22 protein-coding genes and 1 pseudogene are annotated in these 22,429 nt (G+C 61.7%); 12 read left to right on the forward strand and 11 right to left on the reverse strand.

The window, feature by feature from the left end:
* Positions 1–14: 14 nt before the first annotated feature.
* From ACPQ6D_RS09980 to ACPQ6D_RS10000, 5 genes are all read right to left on the reverse strand, one after another.
* Positions 15–2,675 (reverse strand): heavy metal translocating P-type ATPase, encoded by a 2,661-nt coding sequence (locus ACPQ6D_RS09980; RefSeq protein WP_423224172.1) that lies wholly within the window; start codon positions 2,673–2,675, stop codon positions 15–17.
* Positions 2,676–2,898: 223 nt separating this feature from the next.
* Positions 2,899–3,072: a YHS domain-containing protein gene (locus tag ACPQ6D_RS09985; RefSeq protein ID WP_423224173.1), complete on the reverse strand. Its 174-nt coding sequence runs from the start codon at positions 3,070–3,072 to the stop codon at positions 2,899–2,901.
* A 205-nt stretch (positions 3,073–3,277) separates the two neighbouring features.
* Entirely contained in the window at positions 3,278–3,673 is a 396-nt protein-coding gene (locus tag ACPQ6D_RS09990) for a DUF302 domain-containing protein (RefSeq protein ID WP_423224174.1), read from the reverse strand.
* A 16-nt stretch (positions 3,674–3,689) separates the two neighbouring features.
* The gene (locus ACPQ6D_RS09995; protein WP_423224175.1) at positions 3,690–4,088 is read right to left on the reverse strand and encodes a c-type cytochrome; all 399 of its coding nucleotides are present in this window, start codon (positions 4,086–4,088) and stop codon (positions 3,690–3,692) included.
* A gap of 752 nt (positions 4,089–4,840) precedes the next feature.
* Positions 4,841–5,602, reverse strand: coding sequence for a DUF2085 domain-containing protein (locus tag ACPQ6D_RS10000; RefSeq protein WP_423224176.1), 762 nt, complete (start codon positions 5,600–5,602; stop codon positions 4,841–4,843).
* 62 nt (positions 5,603–5,664) lie between these two features.
* On the opposite strand from ACPQ6D_RS10000, the gene ACPQ6D_RS10005 reads away from it, so the two are divergent.
* On the forward strand, positions 5,665–6,009 hold the full coding sequence (locus tag ACPQ6D_RS10005) for a hypothetical protein (protein ID WP_423224177.1): 345 nt from the start codon (positions 5,665–5,667) through the stop codon (positions 6,007–6,009).
* Positions 6,010–6,096: 87 nt separating this feature from the next.
* Here the strand turns inward: ACPQ6D_RS10005 and ACPQ6D_RS10010 are convergent, their stop codons facing one another.
* The 4 genes from ACPQ6D_RS10010 to ACPQ6D_RS10025 form a co-directional block, all read right to left on the reverse strand.
* A complete protein-coding gene (locus ACPQ6D_RS10010; RefSeq protein ID WP_423224178.1) occupies positions 6,097–7,821 on the reverse strand; it encodes a histidine kinase in 1,725 nt (574 codons plus the stop codon).
* The gene (locus ACPQ6D_RS10015; protein ID WP_423224179.1) at positions 7,811–8,479 is read right to left on the reverse strand and encodes a response regulator; all 669 of its coding nucleotides are present in this window, start codon (positions 8,477–8,479) and stop codon (positions 7,811–7,813) included. The genes ACPQ6D_RS10010 and ACPQ6D_RS10015 overlap by 11 nt, the downstream gene beginning before the upstream one ends.
* 29 nt (positions 8,480–8,508) lie before the next feature.
* Entirely contained in the window at positions 8,509–8,937 is a 429-nt protein-coding gene (locus ACPQ6D_RS10020) for a rhodanese-like domain-containing protein (protein WP_423224180.1), read from the reverse strand.
* Between the two features lie 66 nt (positions 8,938–9,003).
* Positions 9,004–9,243 (reverse strand): SHOCT domain-containing protein, encoded by a 240-nt coding sequence (locus ACPQ6D_RS10025; protein WP_423224181.1) that lies wholly within the window; start codon positions 9,241–9,243, stop codon positions 9,004–9,006.
* 300 nt (positions 9,244–9,543) lie between these two features.
* Here ACPQ6D_RS10025 and ACPQ6D_RS10030 point away from each other — a divergent pair, with 300 nt between their 5' ends.
* The 5 genes from ACPQ6D_RS10030 to ACPQ6D_RS10050 all read left to right on the forward strand — a co-directional run bounded on the left by ACPQ6D_RS10030 (position 9,544) and on the right by ACPQ6D_RS10050 (position 13,322).
* Positions 9,544–9,978, forward strand: coding sequence for a PCYCGC motif-containing (lipo)protein (locus ACPQ6D_RS10030; protein WP_423224182.1), 435 nt, complete (start codon positions 9,544–9,546; stop codon positions 9,976–9,978).
* Between the two features lie 11 nt (positions 9,979–9,989).
* Positions 9,990–10,475, forward strand: a complete 486-nt coding sequence (locus tag ACPQ6D_RS10035; RefSeq protein ID WP_423224183.1) for a cupredoxin domain-containing protein — start codon at positions 9,990–9,992, stop codon at positions 10,473–10,475.
* Complete coding sequence (locus ACPQ6D_RS10040; RefSeq protein WP_423224184.1) at positions 10,475–11,836, forward strand: 4Fe-4S binding protein; 1,362 nt, start codon at positions 10,475–10,477, stop codon at positions 11,834–11,836. The genes ACPQ6D_RS10035 and ACPQ6D_RS10040 overlap by 1 nt, the downstream gene beginning before the upstream one ends.
* A gap of 37 nt (positions 11,837–11,873) precedes the next feature.
* Positions 11,874–12,884 (forward strand): c-type cytochrome, encoded by a 1,011-nt coding sequence (locus ACPQ6D_RS10045; protein WP_423224185.1) that lies wholly within the window; start codon positions 11,874–11,876, stop codon positions 12,882–12,884.
* 102 nt (positions 12,885–12,986) lie between these two features.
* Positions 12,987–13,322 carry a hypothetical protein gene (locus tag ACPQ6D_RS10050; RefSeq protein WP_423224186.1) on the forward strand — a complete coding sequence of 112 codons (336 nt, stop codon included), beginning with the start codon at positions 12,987–12,989 and terminating at the stop codon, positions 13,320–13,322.
* A 193-nt stretch (positions 13,323–13,515) separates the two neighbouring features.
* Here the strand turns inward: ACPQ6D_RS10050 and ACPQ6D_RS10055 are convergent, their stop codons facing one another.
* Positions 13,516–14,784, reverse strand: a complete 1,269-nt coding sequence (locus ACPQ6D_RS10055) for an MFS transporter (RefSeq protein ID WP_423224187.1) — start codon at positions 14,782–14,784, stop codon at positions 13,516–13,518.
* Positions 14,785–15,009: 225 nt separating this feature from the next.
* Here ACPQ6D_RS10055 and ACPQ6D_RS10060 point away from each other — a divergent pair, with 225 nt between their 5' ends.
* The 4 genes and pseudogenes from ACPQ6D_RS10060 to ACPQ6D_RS10075 all read left to right on the forward strand — a co-directional run.
* On the forward strand, positions 15,010–16,356 hold the full coding sequence (locus tag ACPQ6D_RS10060) for a M16 family metallopeptidase (protein ID WP_423224188.1): 1,347 nt from the start codon (positions 15,010–15,012) through the stop codon (positions 16,354–16,356).
* A gap of 345 nt (positions 16,357–16,701) precedes the next feature.
* Positions 16,702–17,880: a pyridoxal-phosphate-dependent aminotransferase family protein gene (locus tag ACPQ6D_RS10065; protein ID WP_423224189.1), complete on the forward strand. Its 1,179-nt coding sequence runs from the start codon at positions 16,702–16,704 to the stop codon at positions 17,878–17,880.
* A 79-nt stretch (positions 17,881–17,959) separates the two neighbouring features.
* Positions 17,960–18,382, forward strand: coding sequence for a hypothetical protein (locus tag ACPQ6D_RS10070; protein WP_423224190.1), 423 nt, complete (start codon positions 17,960–17,962; stop codon positions 18,380–18,382).
* Between the two features lie 5 nt (positions 18,383–18,387).
* Positions 18,388–18,573 (forward strand): annotated as a pseudogene (locus ACPQ6D_RS10075) (HNH endonuclease); the annotation flags it as partial.
* A 360-nt stretch (positions 18,574–18,933) separates the two neighbouring features.
* On the opposite strand, the gene ACPQ6D_RS10080 reads toward ACPQ6D_RS10075, so the two are convergent.
* Entirely contained in the window at positions 18,934–19,299 is a 366-nt protein-coding gene (locus ACPQ6D_RS10080) for a pyridoxamine 5'-phosphate oxidase family protein (protein ID WP_423224191.1), read from the reverse strand.
* A 191-nt stretch (positions 19,300–19,490) separates the two neighbouring features.
* Here ACPQ6D_RS10080 and ACPQ6D_RS10085 point away from each other — a divergent pair, with 191 nt between their 5' ends.
* Complete coding sequence (locus ACPQ6D_RS10085) at positions 19,491–21,050, forward strand: winged helix-turn-helix domain-containing protein (protein ID WP_423224192.1); 1,560 nt, start codon at positions 19,491–19,493, stop codon at positions 21,048–21,050.
* A gap of 188 nt (positions 21,051–21,238) precedes the next feature.
* A complete protein-coding gene (locus ACPQ6D_RS10090) occupies positions 21,239–22,366 on the forward strand; it encodes a hypothetical protein (RefSeq protein ID WP_423224193.1) in 1,128 nt (375 codons plus the stop codon).
* Positions 22,367–22,429 lie beyond the last annotated feature (63 nt).

Here is a 22,429-nt window from a genome sequence, read left to right on the forward strand (position 1 = left end):
GTATCTCCTTTGCTCTAGCGGGCGCTGACCCGCGGCTTGAACCCGCGCAATCGGTTGGCATTGCCCACCACGGTCACGCTGGAGAAGGCCATGGCGGCCCCGGCGAGCAACGGGCTGAGCAAGATGCCAAAAAACGGGCAGAGCAGTCCCATCGCCACCGGCAGACCCAACACGTTGTAGATGAATGCGCCAATCAGATTCTGCTTGATGTTGCGCATCGTCGCGCGGCTGACCTCGATGGCGGTCACCACCCCGCGCAGGCTACCTTTGATCAGGGTGATATCCGATGCCTCGATGGCGACGTCCGTGCCCGTACCGATGGCCAGCCCCACGTCGGCCTGCGCCAGCGCCGGCGCGTCGTTGATGCCGTCGCCCACCATCGCGACCTTCTTGCCCTCCGCCTGCAACAGGTGTACGTTATGCGCCTTGTCCTCCGGCAGCACCTCGGCCAGCACGCGATCCACGCCCACTTGCTTAGCGATGGCTTCGGCCGTGCGGCGGTTGTCGCCGGTGATCATCACCACCTCCATGCCCATGCGGTGCAGCGCCACGATGGCTTCGGCGGAGTCGGCCTTCACGGTATCGGCCACGGCGACGATGCCTGCGGCCAGGTCGTCCACAGCGACGTACATCGGCGTTTTGCCGTGGTCCGCCAACTCTGCGGCCTGGCTCTCCAAGCCACCTAAGGCGATGCCCTCGCGTTGCATCAGCTTGAGATTGCCGATTGCCAGCTTATGGCCCTCAATCGTGGCGAGCACGCCGTAGCCGGGGACGGCCTCGAACGCCGTTGGCTCGGTTAAGGTCAGATTGCGCGCCTTGGCGCCTTCGACGATGGCCTCAGCCAGCGGGTGCTCCGACGACCGTTCTATGGCGGCCACCAGGCGCAGCAGGTCGTCCGCCGCCCAGGCGCCGGCGACGACCACGTCGGTCAGTTCCGGTTTGCCTTTGGTGATCGTGCCAGTCTTATCCAGCACCACGGTCTTGATGGCTTGGGCGGTCTGCAGCGCCTCGCCGGAGCGAATCAGGATACCGTACTCCGCGCCCTTGCCGATGCCGACCATCAGGCTCATCGGCGTCGCCAGGCCCAACGCACAGGGGCAGGCGATGATCAGCACGGTCACGCTCGTGACCAGCGCATACACCAACTGCGGCTGCGGGCCGAAGTTGAACCACGCGACGAAGGTCAACACAGCCAGGATCATCACGACGGGCACGAAGTAGCCGGAAATCGTGTCGGCCAGGCGGGCGATGGGCGCCTTGCTGTTCTGCGCGTCCTGTACCATTTTGACGATCTGTGCGAGGGTCGTATCCTTGCCGACCTTGGTCGTGCGGAATTTGAACGCGCCGGTCTTGTTCAGCGTCGCGCCGATCACCTCGTCGCCCGCCTGCTTGCTCACTGGCAGCGACTCACCGGTGAGCATGGACTCGTCCACTGCCGAGCTGCCCTCCAGGATCACGCCATCCACCGGCACCTTCTCGCCGGGGCGCATCTGCACCACGTCGCCAACCAGCACTTCCTCGACCGGAATGTCAAGCTCCTGGCCGTCGCGAATCACGCGCGCGGTTTTGGCCTGCAACCCCATCAGCTTCTTGATCGCCTCGCTGGTGCGGCCCTTGGCGCGCAATTCGAGCGCCTGGCCCAGCACCACCAGCGCGATCACCACCGCCGCCACGTCGTAGAACGGCTCCGCTGTGCCCTCGGGGAAGAGGCGTGGAAAGGAGATGGCGACGGTAGAGTAGAGCCAGGCCGCGCCGGTGCCGAGCGCGATCAGGGTGTTCATGTTGGCCGCGCGGTGCTTGAGCGCGGCCCACGCGCCGGTGAAGAAGTGGCCGCCTGACCAAAAGAGTACCGGCAGGGTCAACAGCGCTGCGCCAAGCCACGCCAGGCGCAAGGTCGCCATGCTCCAGTCGCGCACGAACGGAACATACTGCGGATAGGCCGTCAGCAGCACCGGCAGCGAAATGACGGCCGCGAAGAGGAACTTGCGGTACAGGCTGCGGTACTCGCGGTCGTGCTCGGCTTCTTGCTTGTCAACCGGCTCCTCGCTGGCGGCCGGGCGAGCCTGGTAGCCCCAGTCTTGGATGACGCTGTGCAGTTGCGCCAGGGTGGTTTGCTGGGGTAAGTACGCGACCGTGGCTTCCTGCGTGCCGACATTGACGGACGCGCTGAGCACGCCCGGCGTCGCTCGCAGGTCGTCCTCGATGAAGCCGACGCACGAGGCGCAGCGCAAGTTGTCGATGCCGATGCGAGTCTGTGCGCCGCCGACCCGGAAGCCGGCTGATTTGAGCGCCGCGGTCAGCGCGACGGTGGTGGCGCGTTGCGGGTCGTACTCGACCGCCACGATCCCCGTACCGGTGGCCGCGTGCACGCTGCGGACACCCGGCACGCCGCGCACGGCCGCCTCGACGCCGGCCGCGTGTTCTTGCTTCAGTCCGAGCACCGGCAAGTTTACGCTGACGAAAGGCAGAGCCGGGTTGAAGCCGGTCGTAGCCGAGCCAGCTGGCAGCACCCCTTCCGCCGCGGTCAGCGCCGCCTGCGCATACCGGTGCGGGTCGGCGTCGAACTGCGCGACGCAATTGGGTGAGCAGAAGTAAAACGTCTGCCCCATGTGCTCGCGCGTCGCCGCAGCAGCTTCGGGTTCGATTTCCATGCCGCAAACGGGATCTTTGACCATGATGCAAGTTCCTTCTTCGGCGTCTCAGCGCCAGATGCCATGATAACAGACCAGGCCCTCCGGCACAAGCGCCGATTCATGGGAATTGGCATGCGTCAAACGGCCTATGGTCACCGGGACCGCCAGAATCTCGGTGGTGCAGCCTGAATTCCGCGTGGACCCATCAACAAAAAGGCAGGAGATCCACCGCCCCCCCGCCTTCACATCGCCTACCCCTGGCGCTCTAGCGCTTGTGGGCGCTGTGATCTTCTACCTTGCCGGCGTACTTGGCCGGCTCCTTGTCGAACGCTTTCTTGCAGCCGGCCGAGCAGAAGTAGTACGTCTGCCCCTGGTAGTCGGACATACCAGCCGCCGTCCTCGGATCTACGTCCATGCCGCACACGGGATCTTTGGCCATGAGCACATTCCTTTCTTCAATTCAACTTGAGTGTGAGAACATTCACTCCGGTGATCAAACCGACTCACATCCTTCAAGTGTTCAACGACATTCTCGCACTGAGATCATCGCGTGTACAGTGCCAAATGCCGGGCCGTCGGGAAGCCAATAGGCGGGCGCTCTACCCCGCCAAATAGCTTGTTGCTGACGCCTCATTTCATCCAGGTCACTTGAGGCTTGCAATCACACGGTGCAGCCTGGTTCTGGCCTCCACGGCAACCTCATGTGCAATCGGGTCTTCTTTGAGGACGCCAAGGATTTCCACCGGGTCCGCGGCGGTGACAACAGAACCTTCGCCTTCTTCGTACACGGTGACATTGCAAGGCAGCAGCAAGCCCACGTCCAGGTTGGCCGAGAGCGCACGATGAGCGAGCGGGGGATTGCACGCGCCCAGGATCACATAACGGCGGAAGTCCGCGTTGATTTTCTGTTTCAGTGTGGCCTTCACGTCAATCTGCGTCAACACGCCGAAGCCTTCTGCCTTGAGCGCATCCGTGGTTTTCTGGACGGCTTGCTCGTAGGGCAGGTTGATTCTAGCGCGCATACCAATATTAGTCGCCATAGGGTTTTCTCCCTTATCAGGGTAGTGTTTTGAGGTAGACGATCACGTCGGCCAGATCGTCGTCGTTGATTGTCCAGCGCGGCATGTCCGATTTCAACTGCGTGCCGTCGGGATCTTGACCCTTCACTACCGCCAGGCGGAACTTTTCGAGGTCGAATTCGCCCTGCAAGGCCGACCAGCGAATGTCTTTGGCGTCCATCACCTGATTCATGCCCATGCGGTGTACGCCGCCCCGCCCATCCGTGCCGTGGCACGAGGCGCACGCCAGTTGCCCGCTCCCCATCATCCAGCCGCTCGACGCCGGACCGCCCGTGTAGGTGATGGCCGTACCGCGTTCACTCGTGGCGGTGAAATAGATCCGTTCACCATTCGAGCGAAAGGCTCCCGCCCCCCACCCAGTTCCACCAGACATCATTCCCTGTCCCGCGCCTGCGCCTACGCTAGGCCCTGTTGATCCAATGGTACCACCAGACCCCACGCCAGGGCCCGTTGCCCCGTTGGAAGGCGTACAGCCTGTGAGCCACAGAGCCGTCACGACGACGAGTAATGCGATGGCAACCGCTGTTTTCGTGTTCATAGTTACAAATTCACCCCCCATTACCCCTTCACGCTCGCCCAGCAGACCCACCGGAGTCAGCCGCGGGCATCTTGGACGCCCACACACCTGCTTCAACCTCGCTTTGGGCGTAGTGTTGTACATAGGAACAGCATAGCCGAAGGGATCGGCCCTGTCATCAGCGCAAACGATAGACCTGGTATAGCAAAAAAGCTGCATTTCCGGGCGACCCTTTCAACTTCTAGCGTACGATGTTTGGCGTCATCGTGGCTGGAGCCGCTCTGTCGGGATCTCATTCTGGTGTTATGACGCCCGGCTGGATTTGCCCCCCAAGGTCCACGGCGCGACGGAGCGACTTACTTACAGCCGCGGTACAGTGCGAGCGTACCGAGGATCGTCATGTGTTGCGCCGTTTGCGCCATGGCGGTGAAGCCGGCTTGACGGAACATCGTCGGCAGCCGGCCTGCGATGTTGTGGAGGTTCGTTCCACATGCCGACCAGCATGCCCAGCAGGAACCACGCCGGGGCGAGCCACTGCCGCACCCGCGGCGACGCGACCTGGCCTGTTGCTGCGGCCGTGTCAAATTCAGGGGGCGCCGATGCCGTGTCTGTCATACGATGCTCCTCTCTCGAGATGGGTGCGTCGCACCCGTAGATGATCCATCGTCGCGCAAAGCGCGATCCACGATGGGCAATAACCAGAAGATCAGGGCGAACGCGGCCAACAGACCGGTGCCCAGCCGCGCCAGGGAATTGAAGGATCCCCAGGCGTCCCCCGCGTAGAATGTGGGCGGCAGCGCGTTGCCGGTCAGGGCAGCCAGCCAGGCGTTGCTCTGGCGAAAGCCGGCGGTCACGCCCCACAGGTCGCTGATCATGTGCGTGATCCCATCCACCGCCATCGGCAATAGGAGCGCCAGGGCCAACGGCCAACGCAGTCCCTTGATCCGGCCATGCACCAGCGCATAGAGCAGGCCAAATAGGAACCACCCGCCGTAAAAGCTCACCATGCGGTCGCTCCAGGCGAGTTTCCAGCCCAGTGCGGGTGTGCCGAGGAATTGGCGCAGGGCGAAGAAGTCGGCGCCTGCGCCGCTCTCCGCCTGGATCTGGGCCAGCGAGGGCGTGATACTCGGGCCGAACAGAAACCAGGACCGCTGCGGCAGTTGGTGGCAGAACAGGCTGTAGATGAAGTAGATCCACCAGGCCTGCCGGTACCAGCCCAGGTGCATCAAGACCGGCGCCAGCCAGGGCAGTGTCGTCCAGATGCCCAGAATCAGGCCGAAGAGGAACAACCAGTGCCGGCGTAGACCCTGGACGAACCGCTCTACTCTTACGGCCAGGGGGGAGGCAGGAGTTGATGGAGAGATAGCTGTCATGGCATCATTCCTTCGTGCGTTCCGGCCCGCGATCCGCCAGGCGCTGATGAAGGATGGTGATCATGCGGCGATCGTCCTTGTTGTGCAGGGAAATCGCCGGAGGAGCCAGGCCCATCGTCAGCGGCCAGCAGCCCCGTCAGCCGCCGGGCCAGCAGTACCAGTATCAGCAGTCCGGCCGGGGCCACGAACCACACCGGCGCGGCGAGGTAGAGTACGGCGGCGAGCGCCGCGAGTGGTACCAGGCAACAAACAGCGAGCAGAGGGACGAGCATCTTGGAAATAGTCCGGTCGCACATGGCAGTCCTCACCTCAAAATCGGACTTTCTCAGGCTGACGAGGTCTATGATAGGAGAAAGGGCGATGGGATGTACAGCGCCAAGCGGCGCGTCGTAGGCTCAGCCATTTAGCGCGGTGGTGGAAAGTGAAGCGAGGACGCCGCTGATCGGCCGAATCAGATGAACGAGAGCGATTGCAGATAGCCGATTTGTGCGCAATCAGCGCAGCAGGGGAAGCTGCGCTGTGATGGTGGCGCCCTGACCGGGGCTGGACGTGATCGTGAGCTGGCCACCGTAGAGCAGGGCACGCTCGCGCATCCCCATCAACCCGAAATGGCCCTGATGAACGAGGTCGGCCGGCTGATCCGGCGGGGTAAAGCCGCGACCGTCGTCACGGACGACGAGCGTCAGGGACTCGGAGGTGAAGGTCACATCCAACCACACGTTGCGGGCCTGCGCGTGGGCCGCCACGTTGGCCAACGCCTGTTGGACAATGCGATAGGCGGCCAGTTCGACATCGTGGGTCAGGCGTACCGCATCGCCGTGCACCGTGAGATGCAGGCTCAGACCGTACCGTTCCTGCATCTGGCGCGGCAGCATCTCCAGCGCCGGCACGAACCCGAGGTCTTCCAGGTAGATCGGTCGCAGGTCGCCGATCAGATGGCGCAGGCTGGCCATCTCGTCATCAATCAACCCATTCAACTCATCCAGCCGCTGCTCGGCGCGTTGGGGATCGTGAGCAATGGCCTTGCGGGCCATCTGGCCGCGCTGCTTCAAAGCAACCAGGCCCTGGATCGTGACGTCATGCAACTCGTGGGCCAGGCGAGTGCGCTCCTCCTCTTGGCCTTGGGTGATGGCGCTCAGGTAGTCACGCATGCCGCTCTGATATGAACGGATCCGCGCCGCCATTTGGGCCAGGGTGACGCGCAGGTCGTCAATTTCCTGCACACCGCCCACCGGCTGCTCGACGGCGTCGAAATCACCCCAGGCGACCCGCGCCGCCCGCCGATCGAGCTCCTGCAGCGGACGCACGATGTTGACGACGCCGAGCGACACCGCCAGCAACGCGACCACGGCGACGAAAAGTAGGAGCAGCGGCAAAGCCTCAACCGCACTCACGCCCATTGAGGCAAACGTGCGCACATCCTCGGCGGTCACCAGGGTCCAACCCGGCGGCTCAACGTGTGCGTACGACACGAGCAGTTCCCGTCCCTTCTGGTCGCGCAGGTAGGTCGAACCGGCGCCAGCCCGCGGCAGGTTCGCCAGTGCGGTCGAATCAACATCCAAACCACTGGGGTCATGATGGTGAACGCGGCGCCCGCTCTGGTCCAGCACGAACATGGCGCCCTGCATCTCGCCTTCCATCAACAGGTTGCTTTCGACCAGGCTGAGGGCTTCCACCGGCAGCGCGCCGATCAGCACCAGCCCGGCCGACGCCGGCACGCCAACTAACAGGCGCACGGCATCGCCGCTAGGCAGATCGGTTTCGTATTGCGCCTGGCCCAAGGCCGCAGTTCGCGCCGCCAGAAGGCGCGCCGTGTCGCTCCCGGCCCAGGCGGATCCGTTGGGCGAGGCCGCGCGCAGCGCACCCTGGCTGTCGAGCAGCGCCAGACCGCCGGCGTAGCTGCTTCCAACCTCTTGCGGAGGGTCCAACAAGGTTGTAAGGGGCATAGTAACAGGAAGCGCAGCAGCCAGCCGCGTGAGGAGCGCCGTCTGTTGGGCCACTTCACGTCCCAGGCGATTCGCCTCGGCGATCGTAACGCCGCGGTCGCGGTCTTCCACCAGGCGCGTCATGGCCTGGCGATGGCGGGCGACGCCGGCCAGCGAGAGCACGATCAGCACGACCGCCAACGGCAGGATCGTCCAGAGCAGCAGTTGCGCGCGCACGCCGCGCAAGAGGCGCCGGCCCCCTGTCGGCTGAGGGCCCGTTGCTTTAGCGGGCATCCAACACCAGCCAACCCAACTTGAGCGCCTTTGTCACGGCCTCGGTGCGGGTGGTCACGCCGATCTTGCTGTAGATATTTGCCAGGTGGCCTTGCACCGTACGATCGCTGATCACAAGCTCCGCCGCGATGGCTTTGTTAGTCCAACCCAGCGCCGCCAGCCGCAGCACGGCCACTTCGCGGTCCGTCAACGCCTCTACCTGCTCCTGCGCGGCAGCCGGCTTGCCTGAAGTCACCTGGGCCACGACTTTGGCCGCGATGTCCGGCGCCAGCACCTTGCCGCCGGCCGCGATCGCCTTCACGGCCCGCACCAGGTCGTCAGGATCGGTGTTCTTCAACACGTAGCCGTCGGCGCCGGCGCGCAGCAGGGCAAACACGTAGGGATCATCGTCGTAGGCCGTGAGGATCAGGACTCGCACATCCGGGTAGGCGGCCTTGATCTGGCGCGTGGCCTCGATGCCGTTCATTACAGGCATCTGAACGTCGAGCACCGCCACGTGCGGCTGGTGCTCACCGGCCAAGCGCACCGCGTCCGCTCCGTCCGTGGCTTCGGCGACCACCCTGATTTCGCCGTCCTCTTCCAAAAATTCTCGGATGCCCTTGCGCACGACGGCATGGTCATCGGCGAGCAGAACGCGCAACGGCGCCGAACTTGTCATGGTACACTGCCCTCGATCATGCGATAAAACTAACGCTGAATGAGTGAGCGTCCGCTGGCTTCCCAGGCGAGCATGCCGCCGGTCAGATCGTAAACGTGCATGTAGCCCAGCTCGACCAATCGCCGCGCGGCGATGTCGCTCATGCGCCCGCTGCGACAGTATAGCACGATCTTGGCGTCTTTGCCAGACAGTTGCTTCAAATGGGTGTCAATCTGATCGTAGGGGATCGAAAGGTCCGTTTTGACTATGTCTCCCTCGTAAGGCACGTGCACGTTGACCAGGGTAAAATCCTTCGGTCCCGCCAACATCTGATCCAACTGCTCCACGGTGATCCGCGTGACCGCTGCGCTGGCAGCCGCGGTTGGCGGCAGCGCAGATGGCGGAGTCGGAGCCGCCGCGCAGGCGCTCAAGACCACGCCCGCGACGAGCAACAGAAGGACAAGGATCGGTCTCTTCATCGGATACGCTCCCATTTCATGAACGATGCGGCGACGATCCTACCCATCGTCGCCGCATCGTTTGTATCAAACGCCAAGCTTCTGGCGCAGCGCGTCGAATTCCTGCGGCGTGATCTCGCCAGATGCCAGCCGGCGCCGCAGCGTCTCCAGCACCGTGTCAGGCTGCGCGCCGCGGGATGCCCCATGGTCACCGGATCGCGTCAGCGTCACGACCAGCCAGACTACCAGGCCGATGATCAGCCCCCAGAACAGGAGCATGCCCAAGCCACCCAAGAGGCCCATGCCCCACCCCCAACTACCCATCATATGACTACCCTCACTCTCTTTTTGATGGAAACGACATTCAACCGCGCATTGTTTCCCAACTGCACCGCTATCATCGCGCAACGACGACGACGTGTCAAGGGTAGATTGGCGCACAGGGCGTCAGGCCATTCGGCGCGGCCATAGCAGGTGACCTGTGAGCGCCCTGATCGTCGCGCCAAATGGCGCACTCTCCTCGCGCCGGACGGCGCTTAGCGTCACGAGGCCAGGCAAGTATACTACCGATGCTTGCTGATGTTAGCACCATTCTTCACCACAAAAGGACTTTCGCGGAGCAATACCTTGTCAAAACGACGCTTCTTTCTACTACCGGCCCTCATCATCGGCAGCTTCCTGCTGGCAGCCTGCACCGCGGGTGGGCAGCAGACTAGCAAGGTCACCCTGGCTCCTGTCTCTGCGCTGCCCCAGCCGATGCAGGATGCGCCGGCTGCGGTGCGCACCGCCTACCAGTTCGCCGTCATGCACCCTGACGCCTTGAAGAATGTGCCGTGCTACTGTGGCTGCGGCGCCATCGGGCACAAGAGCAACCTGGCCTGCTACATCAAGGAGTTCGGCGCGGACGGTAAGCCGGTTTTCGACGATCATGCCATGGGTTGCAGCCTCTGCGTGGACATCGCCACCGACGTGATGAAGATGACCGGCGAGGGCAAGTCGCCGGCCGCTATCCGGCAGCAGATCGTGGACACCTACAGCAAGTTCGGGCCGGCCAACCAGTGAGCAGAGGGCAAATGACAGATAGCAGAGGCCGCATGGTGGGCTTGCCGAGCGTACCCAAAACACGGTGGTGGGCGGCCGGAGTGACCGTGTCGCTCGTGTTGCTGACTCTGCTGGCGCCGCTACCGGTCACAGGCGCAGCGCCGCAGGAACGGCACATCACGATCTCGGCCCACACCTTTGCGTTCGAACCGGGGACGGTGCAAGTGAACCGCGGCGATACGCTGGTCGTAAACCTGGAGTCCACCGACGTGGTGCACGGATTGTACGTGGACGGCTATGGCCTCGCCACCCAGGCCGAGCCAGGCCGGCCAGGCCAGCTCACCTTCATCGCCGACCAGGACGGCGCGTTCCGCTTCCGCTGTAACGTGGCCTGCGGTAACCTGCATCCGTTCATGATCGGCAAGCTGGTAGTCGGCCCGAACCTGACCTGGCTGCGGGCGATCGCAGCTACCGTGATCACGGCGGTCGGCGCGATGGCCGCCTTCTGGAAACGCTGATGCGCTACGCCATTTCAGACATCCCTGTCATCAAGCGCATGCTCCGCTCGCGCTGGCTTCAATGGAGCCTGACCGCCATCACGCTGCTTTTCTTCGTGCTGGCGATCATCGCGGGACTGGCAGGCACGCCGGCCGGCAACCGCAATTTTGGCATCGTCTTCGTCTGGATCGTCTGGTGGGCGCTGTTGATCCTGCTCCTGGTGCCGTTCGCGGGCCGGTTATGGTGCGGCGTCTGCCCCATCCCCGCGCCAGGCGAGTGGCTCCAGCGGCGGGCACTCGTGCAGCCGCGGCCAGGGGGGAGGCTGTACACCCTCGGCAAGCAGTGGCCGCGGGCCTTCCGCAACATTTGGCTGCAAAACGTGGGCTTCCTGGGCGTCGCGCTCTTTTCCACTGTCATCCTGACGACGCCCCTGGCCACCGCGCTGGTGCTGCTTGGTTTCATGATCGTCGCCATCGGGACCAGCCTGGTTTTCGAGCGGCGCACCTTCTGCCGCTACCTCTGCCCGGTCGGCGGTTTCATCGGGCTTTACAGCCAGGTCGCGCCGATCGAGCTGCGGGTGAAGGATACCTCGATCTGCGCAAGCCATACCGAAAAGACCTGCTATACCGGCAGCGATGAAGGCTATGGCTGCCCCTGGCTGGTCTTCCCCGGCGGCCTGACGAACAACACGTCCTGCGGGCTGTGCACCGAATGTCTGAAGACCTGCACGCGCGACAACATCGCCCTCTTCGTGCGCCAGCCCGGCGCCGATCTCCTGAAGACCGCCGGTCACAAGCTCGACGAGGCCTACAAGGGCTTGATCATGCTGGCCTGCGCCTTCATCTACTCCACAGTGCTGATCGGGCCATGGGGCGTGCTGAAGGAGACCGCACGCGCGGTGGGCACCCCGGGCTGGTTCGCCTACGCTGGCATCTTCCTGGCATTGAACCTGGCGATCCTGCCTGGTTTGTTCTGGCTGGCCGTGCGCGGCGGCCAGTGGATCAGTCAACCGGCGAAGACGACCATGCGTAAGCTCTTCTCTGATTACGCGGCCATCCTGGTGCCGCTGGGCCTGACCGCCTGGATTGCGTTCTCACTGTCGTTCGTCTTGGTGAACTTTTCGTATGCCTGGTCGGTGCTGTCGGACCCGCTCGGCTGGGGATGGAACCTGCTCGGCACGGTGGGCCTGAAATGGACGCCCTACATCCCAGGTCTCGTACCCTACCTGCAAGTGCCGGTGCTGTTGATCGGCCTGACCGCCGCGATCGCGCTGGCGCTGCGCACGGCCCGCCAACACGGCCAATCGCCCTGGGCCGCGGCGCCGGTGACGGTCTTCTGCACCGCGGCGACGCTGGGGCTGTTGGGCTTGTTCCTGGCCTGAGTTTCGAGAACGGGAAATCAGGGGAACAATGAAAACGATGAAACGCGCACGATCACGCATCAAGGAGGAGCTGTTCGCCCTGGGGGTCGTCCTGGTCGTGTTGGTGGCCTTCCCGGCCGGCCTCTTCGGCTACCAGGCATGGCGGGCGGCTTCGGCCGGCGTCAAGATCGTGGAGATCGTGGCCCGTGCGCCGGAGCAGGGCGGATTCAGCCCGGATCGGCTGAGCCTCCAGGTTGGCGAGCCGGTGCGGCTGCGGCTCAGCTCGCCAGACGTCGTGCATGGGCTTACCATCCCCGGCCTGGGCGTGAACGTAGACGAGATCTACCCCGGCAAGGTGGTTGAGGTGGACGTGACGCCGGATAAGCCGGGGCGTTATGCCTTTGCCTGCACGCGCTGGTGCAGCGTGAACCACTGGCGCATGCGCGGCGTGATCGAGGTCACGGGAGGTTCGTCGCTGGTGATGGCGACGACAGAGCCGCCTCTGTTCCAGCAGCTCGGCATTGACCTTGACGCCACGCCGCACGAGGCGCAAGCCACGCCCAGCGCCAAGCCGTCGACCGATGCGGGTGCGGCGTTAAACGCGAAGCTGCCGCAGGATTTGACCGACCCGGCCACACGCCGTACGCTTACGCCCGCGGGCGCGTTCGATGACCTGAGGACCGATCCTGCCAATGCCGCGCTGAGCGATGCCGATATTTGGAACCTGCTGGCGTGGGCATGGATGAAGGATGTTTCGCCTACCGCGCTGGCGCGTGCCGAGACCCTTTACGCTCGCGATTGCGCGGCCTGCCACGGCCCGGATGGCAAGGGGAAAGGCCCGGCCGGTCTCAATCTGCCCGGCATGCAGAAAATGGATCCCGCCATGCCGCCAGGGCCGGCCGACTTCACCGATCCCGCCCACATGCTGGCGGCCAGCGACGTTCTGCTCCAGGGTAAGCTGTTGCGCGGCGGCATGGGCACCGGCATGCCGGAGTTCGGATCGCTGTATACGGACGAAGAACAGTGGACGATGATTGCCTATCTCCGAACGTTCCTGTTCGCGAAATAATGCCCCAACTGATGACTAGTAAGGAGTTGTCTATGAGCCACGGCTCACCGCTGCGGATGAAAATGGCTCGCTGACGACAAATCATTTTCAAGGGAGGAATAGATGTCTACGAAGGCCAATCAAGTCCCACAGGGCCGTAAGGTCAAGACCCCGCCCCCAAAACGCAGCCGCCTGCCGCTCTATCTGGCCGGCGGCGCGTTGCTCGTCATTGTCATTGGTGTCGTGTTGCTGTCGAACATCGGGCGCGGCGTGTCTAGTACAAGCCGCCCGGCGCAGGTCAGCGACCAGCCGAAACTGGCTGTTGACCGCGAACAGATTGATTTCGGTAAGGTGCCGCTTGACGTGCCGGTCAAAGCTACCTTCAAGCTCAGCAACGTCGGCGACCAACCCTTGCAGATCGTGAGCCAGCCGGTCGTCGAAGTCAAACAGGGCTGCTGACCACCCAAGGCGGTCGTCGGTTCGACGACCATCCAGCCCGGGCAAAGCACAGAGCTCTCGATGCAATTCATGATGCACAAAGGCATGGAAGGTCTGCATGATTTTCGAGTTAAGCTGCAGACGAACGATCCAACCGATCCGATGAAGGAACTGGTCGTGTTGTCGAATTGGGGAAACTGATCAGGAACGCGGGTCAGGCTGGCAGCGGCTGCTCACGGAAACGCCAGATGGCCCAGGTGGCGGCGGCGTAGGCCAGCAGGGAGATGACGAAAAGCGCAGGGAAACCCGCGCCATCCACGATGAAGCCGCCGATGCCGGTCAGCAGAACGGTGATGCCGACCAGGGTGTTGGTGAAGCCGATGTAGAGCGAGCGCGCCGCCGGCGGCGACATGTCTAGCAGCAGCGGGCCAAGCGAAACACCTACGGCCGCATCACGAACGCCCACCAGGATGAAAATCAGCACAAAGAGCGTCTGCGCACCCAGGAGGCGGCTCAACGGCCAGACCGCAAGCACGATCATCAAGACAAGAACGCCCATCCCGGTGCCGAAGCGCAGGACCAGGCGATTGCCGCGCCGGGCCGAAAGCTGGCCCCAAACAACATAGGCCGCCAGGCTGGCCGCGATGTTGGCGGACAGGAAGATGCCAACCGCGCCCGCCGCCACCTGCAGCCGCTGCGCCGCAAAAATGGTGAAAAAAGGCGTCGCCATGCTGCCCGCAATCAAGGCCAGGCGCAGCCCCAGGAAATGGCGGAAGTTCGGGTCGGCCTGCAGCGCGGCGCGCGCGCGACCTAACTGGGTCAGCAGGCCGGCGCGGTCAACCAAAGCGGCGTTGGCCGGCTCGCGCACCGCGGCAAAGGCCGCCATCGCGACCGCGGCCAGCACGCTCGCCACGGCAAACATCAGCGCGAAGTTGTCGGGAAAACGGATGGGGCTGGCGTCGCTGAGCAGATTGCGCACCCAGACGCCCGCGCCAACGCCGAGCAGGCTGCCCAGCGACAAACGCCAGGAAAAGAACAGCCCGCGCTGGCCGGGCGGCACCACCTTCGCCACCACATCCATAAAGGAAAGACCGCCGAAGCCAGAGGCCAATTGATTGGCCATGAGCAGGCTGAAGAAGAGGAGCAGCTGCCAGCCTTTGTCCTTGACGGCATAGGCGGTCAGCGCCAGCAAGATCAGGCAAATCATGCGGATGACCGCCATAGCGCGGTAAATCGGCAGCGCTTTTGGCCTGCTCTGAAACCAACCCGACACCCACAGTTGCGGTAAATACCAACCCGCCTGGCTCAACGGGTAGACGAGGCCGAGCAGGATATGCGAATCGGTCAGGAAGCTGGCAAACGTCACCAGCACCAGGCTGGGATCGAGCAGGGTGTCTACACCGGCAAACAAAACGCCGTTGACCACGCCCAAGTTGAAATCACGCCGCCGCGCGGCCGCGGCGAGCGATTGAATAAGGCCCATACAATCTCTCCCATAAACTTCGCACGCGAAACCGGCCTGACTGGACAGCCGGGCCGGTTCTTCGAGCGCTCATCGTAGCACAGACGGCAAAAGTGGGCAAGAACCAATTGTAGACAGCGGGCATGTCTTGCGATATAATCAGCCTTCACGACGAAATTCAGACCAGGAGTCAAGCAGGCACCATTGAGTAATCTGATCCATCCATTATTACAAATCGAACAAACCATGCTACCCAATGGGCTGGCGGTGTGGTGTAAGGAACGCCCAGGCACCGGCTCGGTTGTCTTACGGCTGGTGGTGCGCGTAGGCGCACGCCACGAAGCCGACGGGCAAGACGGCATCGCCCATTTTCTCGAGCATCTGATCTTCGACGGCACCGCGCGCTGGCAAGAGAAGGAAATTCGCCAGGTGATCGAGCGCGTTGGCGGCAGCTTCAACGGCTATACCGGCCACGAAGGCACCATCTACGAGGTCGAAGTCCTGGCCGAACACCTCAACCTGGCGTTGGACTGGCTGGCGGAGATCGTCTTCCGCAGCAACCTGAGCGATGAACAGGTGCGCAAGGAAAAAGGGGTCATCTTCCAGGAACGCGGCGGCCGCATGGGCGCCTTTTTCAACTGGCTGGAAGACCTGGCTGACCGGCTGCACATTGACTACGATTTGTACAAGAGCCTCATGCGCCAGTTGTTCCCCGGCGCCGCCCTGGAGCGTGAAGTGACCGGCTACGAACGCACGCTGCAGCGCATCACCCGCGCCGAGCTGTTGGCCTTCTACCGGCGCTTCTATGTTCCGAACAACATGGTTTTGCTCATCGTCGGCGATGTCGAGGCGCCGACGGCCTTTGCCGAAACGGCCCGCTGGTTTGGCGAGTTCAAAGCCGGGCCAACGCCGCCGGCGCTGCCGCGGGCGCGATCCAGCCCGTCCCATTTTGTGGAGGTGCGCACGCAGTGGCCCGACTGGATTGATCGCGCGTACCTGTGGTATGGTGCGCGCACCGTGGGCCTCAATCACCCAGACCAGGCGTCCATCCTCATCCTCAGTTGGATCATCGGCGACCGTCTGCGCGAGGAGATGCGCGAGCGCCGCGGCCTGGTCTATTGGCTAGGCGCGGCCAACAACACCATGACCGATGTCGGCTACTTTAGCATCGAGACCGATGCCGACGGCGCGAATGTGACGGCCATCCTGGATTACATTGACCAGGTTCTGGGCGATGTCAAGAACGGCAAGCTGGAAGAGACCGATCTGGATTACGCCAAGCGCGCCATTCGTGGGCGCAATGTCCTGGCCATGGATAGCAATGATCGCCTGGCCGAAGTTTTCACCGGGCCAGCGCTGACCCTGCGCCCCGGCGAGTCGCTGCCCGATTTTTTTGCCGAGATCGAGGCCGTCACATTGCCTGATCTGCAGCGCGTAGCCACCACCTACTTCACGCCGGATAACAGCTACCTGGCGCTCTCGCGGCCGGCCTTCACCTTCCGCGACGCGGCGATCGCGGTCGGCGGCGGACTGCTGGCCTTGGCCCCCGTGGTCTATACACGTCTGCGGCGCAAGCAGGAAGCCAGAGGCTGAAGCCGTCTGGCTACGACTTAGAAACCCCTGCGGGGCTAAGCGGGAGGCCCGAAGGGGCTTGGCCCCGGCGGACTGACATCCATAGGTAAGCATTCAGAGGAATAGACAGGACGCAGATCAACGCTGGCTGCGCACGCAGATTTGGCGATTTTGCTGGGCAGCCAATGTAACTCCTGGGACAATTGTGGCAGCACGCGCGGGGTTGAGGGCTTTTTTGGTCCAATCTGCGTTTTTCTGCGTGCATCTGCGTTCTACTCTAGAACGTCATGATTTGTTTTATCAGCGTTCTTTGCGCCTTTGGGTGAACCATTTGGCTCCAGATTGCCCGCATAAGGAAGGAAAGCGATGACGACCCAGAAATCACATAAACTGCTCATGATCCCCGGCCCGATCGAGTTCGAGCCGGCCGTGCTTGCGGCCCTGGCGGAACCAACCCCCAGCCACGTCGCGCCGGATTTCATCGAGGTTTTTGGCCGGGTGCTGGACAACCTGCGCACCGTCTTTCAGGCGCCGGACGGTCAGCCGTTCGTCTTGGCTGGCTCTGGCACCCTGGCGATGGAAGCGGCCGTGGCCAATCTGCTCGAGGCGGGCGACCGCGTGCTGCAGATCAACACCGGCTACTTCAGCGACCGCATGGCCGCGATCTGCGAACGCTCCGGCGCGATCATCACGCAGGTGCGCGCGCCGGCGATTGGCGATGTCCCCGCGCTGGAAGAAATCCAGATGGCGCTGCAGCAGGATCACTACACGCTGATGACCATCACGCACGTGGACACCTCCACCGGGGTGTTGACCGACGTGCAGACGCTGGCGCAGATGGCCCGATCGGCCCACACGCTGAGCGTGGTAGATGGCGTCTGCTCTGTCGGCGGCGAAGCGCTGCCCATGGCGGAGTGGGACGTGGATGTGGCGCTGACCGCGTCGCAGAAGGCGCTGGGCGTGCCGCCGGGCCTGGCGATCGTCATGGCGCGGCCGCGCGCGCTGGCGCTTTTCCAGGGTCGCACGCAGCCGGTCGCCAGCTACTACGCCGATTGGAGCAACTGGCTGCCGATCATGCAGGCGTATCAGTCGCGCAAGCCTGCCTATTTCGGCACCCCTCCCGTCAACCTGGTGCTGGCGCTTGATGTCAGCCTGGCGCAGATCATTGCCGAGGGCATGGACGCACGGGTCGCGCGCCACATCCGCCTGAGCGAAGCGGTCAAGGCCGCCCTGACCGCCCTGGGGCTGGGGCAGGCGCCGGCGCGGCCGGCCGTGGCTGCGCACACCCTGAGCGCGCCCTATTTCCCCGAAGGTGTGGACGGCGCGGCCTTGCTCGCCAAAATCAACGCGGCCGGGGTTGTCCTGGCTGGCGGTCTGCACCCGGCCATACGTGCGCGTTACTTCCGCATCGGCCACATGGGCGCGGTCAGCGGCGCCGACATCCTCGCCGCCGTAAGCGCCATCGAACAAGGCTTGCGCGATGTCGGGTATCAGTTTGATGCCGGCAGCGGACTGGCGGCCGCGCAGCGGGTGATCGAAGGCTAAACCTGCTATCCGCTGTTTGTGCGATATCCAGCGTTTATTCAGACATGGACAGCAGCCCAGTCTCTGCGCAAAGGAGAGAATGATGCTCGCCAAAACGATTACAGTGACGTTGCCACAACCTATTTTCGAACGCGTGACAGAAGTCGCTGAGGTAAACCACATCTCGGTCGAACAGTTGCTGACCCAGACCATTGCTCTCACCATGCCCCCTTTGGAATCTGACTTACCGCCAAGTTGGCGTCGAGAACTAAGCCGGATGCAATCCTTGAGTGATGCGGCCTTATGGAGTCTGGCTGGCAGCACCATGGATGAGCAACAGCAAGCCGAATTGGAGACACTGGCGGAACTGCAAAAAGAACGCGCGCTGACCTCCGCGGAACAGGACGCGCTTGTGCGCCTCATGGAGGAGGCTGAGTACAGCATGTTACGTCGAGCCGAAGCCTTCCATTTACTCGCGCGTCGAGGATACTCAGTCTTCGCAGAGCCAACGTCGGAAAATTAGCCGAGATGCCTATCGTTGCCACTCTGCGATCCCAGGTTGCCCAACGCGACGGGAATCGTTGCGCGTATTGCCTTACCAGTGAAACTAACAGCGGTCTGAAACTGCACATTGATCACATTATCCCGGTATCCCACGGTGGACCGACGGCAGCAGACAATCTCTGCCAAGCGTGTGTCTCGTGCAATGTTCACAAACACGCGCGCCAAGTGGGAACCGATCCGCTTACTGGTTTCACAGTGCCGCTCTTCCATCCTCTGCAACAGCGATGGTCTGACCACTTTGTTTGGGACCAGACAGGCGCCTCTATCATGGGACTTACGCCCACCGGGCGCGCCACCATCGTGACGCTGCAGATGAACAACCCGGCGATCGTCAGGGCGCGTCGCCGCTGGGTAAGCGCTGGCTGGCATCCGCCGACGGGGACTTGATTCGATTTTGATCGCCCTGACCCGTCATGCCTGGTGGTATTAGTATGCGGCGGGTGACATCCTACTTGTCGAAGCAGAGATAGCGTCAGGTCTGTCTGCTGCACAGTGGCAGTATGAACGCCCTCACCAGGTTAGCCACTTGCGTGGGGTGATCTCGAAGAGCGCGCGATAGTCCGTGTCTTGGTTGAGGTACCAATCATATTTGGACTGAAAGGCGGCGTTGATCTCGTCCGGCCAGGGGGGCGGCACCAGCGCCGCCGTTCCTTCTGCAATGACCGGGCTGTTGCCATTCTCCAGCGCGACCGTCACGTTGGGATTCTGCCGCAGATTACGGCTCTTCACGCTGTCGGGCATCGTGCAGATGTAGAGGCGCTCCGCGTGGAAAACAAACCAGATCGGAACCAGGTGCGGGCGCCCATCTGCGCGTACGGTGGCCAGCCACAGATTGGCGTCTGATTGCAGGCGTTGGCGGGCTGTGTCACTGAGCATAGTGTCGTGTCTCCGTTGTGGTTAAGGTGTGCGGGGGAGTGTACGCTGCGCGACGCACGTTGTCAAACGACCGGTTGCGCGTCGCATCAGAAAATGTTGCTGTCAGTGAAAACTCATGATAGAATGATAGAAGTGTAAGTTGATTTGCGCCTGGTTTCGTTATTGTCGGGAGCGATAGGAGACCCCCGACCATGAGTAAATCAACAGGCTCCAGTTCCAAACCAATTCTCACTCCGGCTGAGAAGCAGGGCCTACGCGATTGGCTGGCCTCGCATGAGTTTCGCGCGAATCCATTTGACGTACGTGTGGCCGAACACGAAACGAAGCGCGAACCGTATCTTCATACCTATTTCATTTCTACGCCCTACTACGATGAGATTCGCGAAGCCCAGACTCTGATCGTCTACGCGGATCAGGGTTGTGGCAAGAGCGCGCACCGCATCATGGTTGCGCGCGACTGCCGACCCTATAATCCATCATCCACCACCCTTGGGGTTCAGTATACGTCGTTCGGTAACCTGGCAGAGCTAGTCAAAAACGGACGGCCTCTCACTGCGAGTGACCATACCTATCTAGTCTTGGGGGGCGCCGTTCACGCATTGATCGAGACGATTGCCAATGATGTGGAACTGACCGCCCATCTTTCCGTTGAGGGCCTACAGCGCCTGCGCTGGTTTTGGGACGTGTTTTGCCCAGATGCCAGGGATATCATTTGGTTTACCGAGCAATTGCGTGCGGCAACGGGTATGCCATTGATGTACGATTGGCGAGCATTTGATCAAGCCTACGCGAGCCGACAGTTGACCAATCTGTTTGCGGGCCAATCTCCGCAGTGGAAGCCGGCGGGTCGTTTTTGGATCGCGCTGGCGGATGCGCCACCGACGCCCATTGCGGAAAACCTCCATTCTCCGCTCTTTCTGTGGCAGTCATTCATGCGCCTGGTGCGTCAGGTTGGCTTGACCGATGTCTGTGTCCTCATTGATGAGGTTGATGAACGTCCGCCCCTCGCCGGTAACCCTGATTTCATAGCCGATTTTCTCGCTCCGTTGCTTGCCGACCTAGACATCATGGAAGCTGACGACACGGCATTCAAACTCTTTCTACCAATCGAATTACAGAACGAACTGCAACGCCAACGCGGCGTGCGCATGGACCGCTTGCCCACCCGTAGCATTGTCTGGAATCATGAATCGCTGGCCGATCTTCTGCGCCAACGCCTTGTCGTGTTTAGTGACGCGAAAGTATCCGATTTCGAAGAACTATGTGAACCTGATTGCGCTGCGGTACTGCACTCTAATCTGATCAAAACCGCGATGGGCGTGCCGCGCAAACTACTCGAACTGGGCGACAGCCTCATTGTCAGACATGCACGTCTCCACGCTTCGCAGCCCTTGTTGACCTGGCAGGAATGGGAGACTGTGCGCAGTGAGTCTCAGTCAAGTCCACGAGCAGCGGGCATGGCTGGCGTATCCCCCCTACGTTTCGACAAAGCAAGCGGCCGGATTCGTATCGGCGCGCGTGAAATCGTGCTAACGGGCCGACTGTTGGAACTATTCTGTGTGCTCTGGGACAACGCAAACGAAGTTGTTGAGAACGAAGAACTGATTGATATTTTTGATAGTGATGCTGCCTTGCGCCGCGCGCTGAGCCGCCTGCGCGACGAGATCGAACCGCCTGAAGCTGAGACGCCAATCTACTTAGTTACCCTGCGGGGACGCGGCGTGCAGCTAAACAACGTAGCCAAGCGCTGACCCAATGGGCTGCACAGATTTGTTAAGTAGATGTCAGGTTGGCGTCAAAGGGATAGACTAGAATGGCTCTGGGTCAGAGGAACTTCAGGCGCGGCCCAACAAACCTGAGATGATGACCATAGTTTTATTTTTGCACCGGGTGATTCTAGCCAAACGATGCCCCAAAATGAGAAGACAGGATTGTCTCCATGCTTCTGCCATTGCCGCTTGAACAATCCGGGAAGTTGTGTGCACCAGCCAATCGTACTGAGGAGCGAATCAAGCGCTGGCTAGAAGTCGTAGGTTGGCAGTTCAACCCATTCGCGAAATATGGTACCTGGAATGAACCACTTACCCAAGCCGAAGACGAGAACGCTGACTCGAGCCGCTGGTATTCTGGAAAATGCCCGGTCATACCGAGCTCCTGGCGTTCCCCCGCTGATTCAAAGAATCTCGAAGACGACGATCTGGACTATTTTGATGATTTGTCAGCCAACACCCACGCCCTGGTGTGGGGGCACATGGGAGCAGGCAAGTCAGCGACAAAATTGATACTGAAGGCGGCGACCGCGGGTCAAGGTACCGTGGTAACAGAATATCGAGGTAGCTTGATTGTTAAGAGCCGACCGGATCAGTATGTAGACAGAATGATAGGATTGATTATGAGAGCGGCTTTGCCTTTAATGGATGAAATGAATCTGCCTCCGGCTGTTCTCTTGGCAACGCATAGTGACCCAATCGCATCTTTGATTACCCTGGTGAGTGGGATCGCAGCGTTTACACACCGACCCGTCTTCATTCTTATTGACAATTTAGACGTCAGCCTTGATGATCAAGCTGATATGGTGGAAACAGCATACCAACGAATCAAACCTTTCTTGACGCCAGGCTTACTGGACATACCGGGGCTATTCCTGAAGATATTTCTACCCGAGGACGCGCAATGCAGAATCATCGGGGCCTTGCCTGACCTAAAACGCCGATTTGATACCGATAGACTCAAATCATTCAGCTTGTCTTGGACAGCGAATGCCTTGTTGGAGATGCTGCATACGCGGCTTAATCTCGTAACAAGTACTGTCTCTTTAGATGAAATCAGTAGTAATGAAGAGGGAATGCCGTTTGCGCTAGAAGAGGCTTTGGTTGAGCGAGCCCTTCAGCAATCAGGCCCGCCACGCGCCTTATTGCGCCTGGTTCAGCATATGATCGCCGCACGCGTCAGGCATGACAGATTTGAAACGGAATATCGGCTCACGTTGCGCGATCTAGACGACGCCTGTGCTGAGATTGGCGCAAGCGTCAATTACCCAACCAAACAGGGTCGAAACTCAGGTTAACGACGTCAATGCCCAATTGCGGGATATTGGCGTTTTTTATTGTTATCTGGTCAACGTAGGAGT

It is taken from the genome of Candidatus Amarolinea aalborgensis (genome assembly GCF_900491745.1).
GTDB classification, from domain to species: domain Bacteria; phylum Chloroflexota; class Anaerolineae; order SSC4; family Amarolineaceae; genus Amarolinea; species Amarolinea aalborgensis.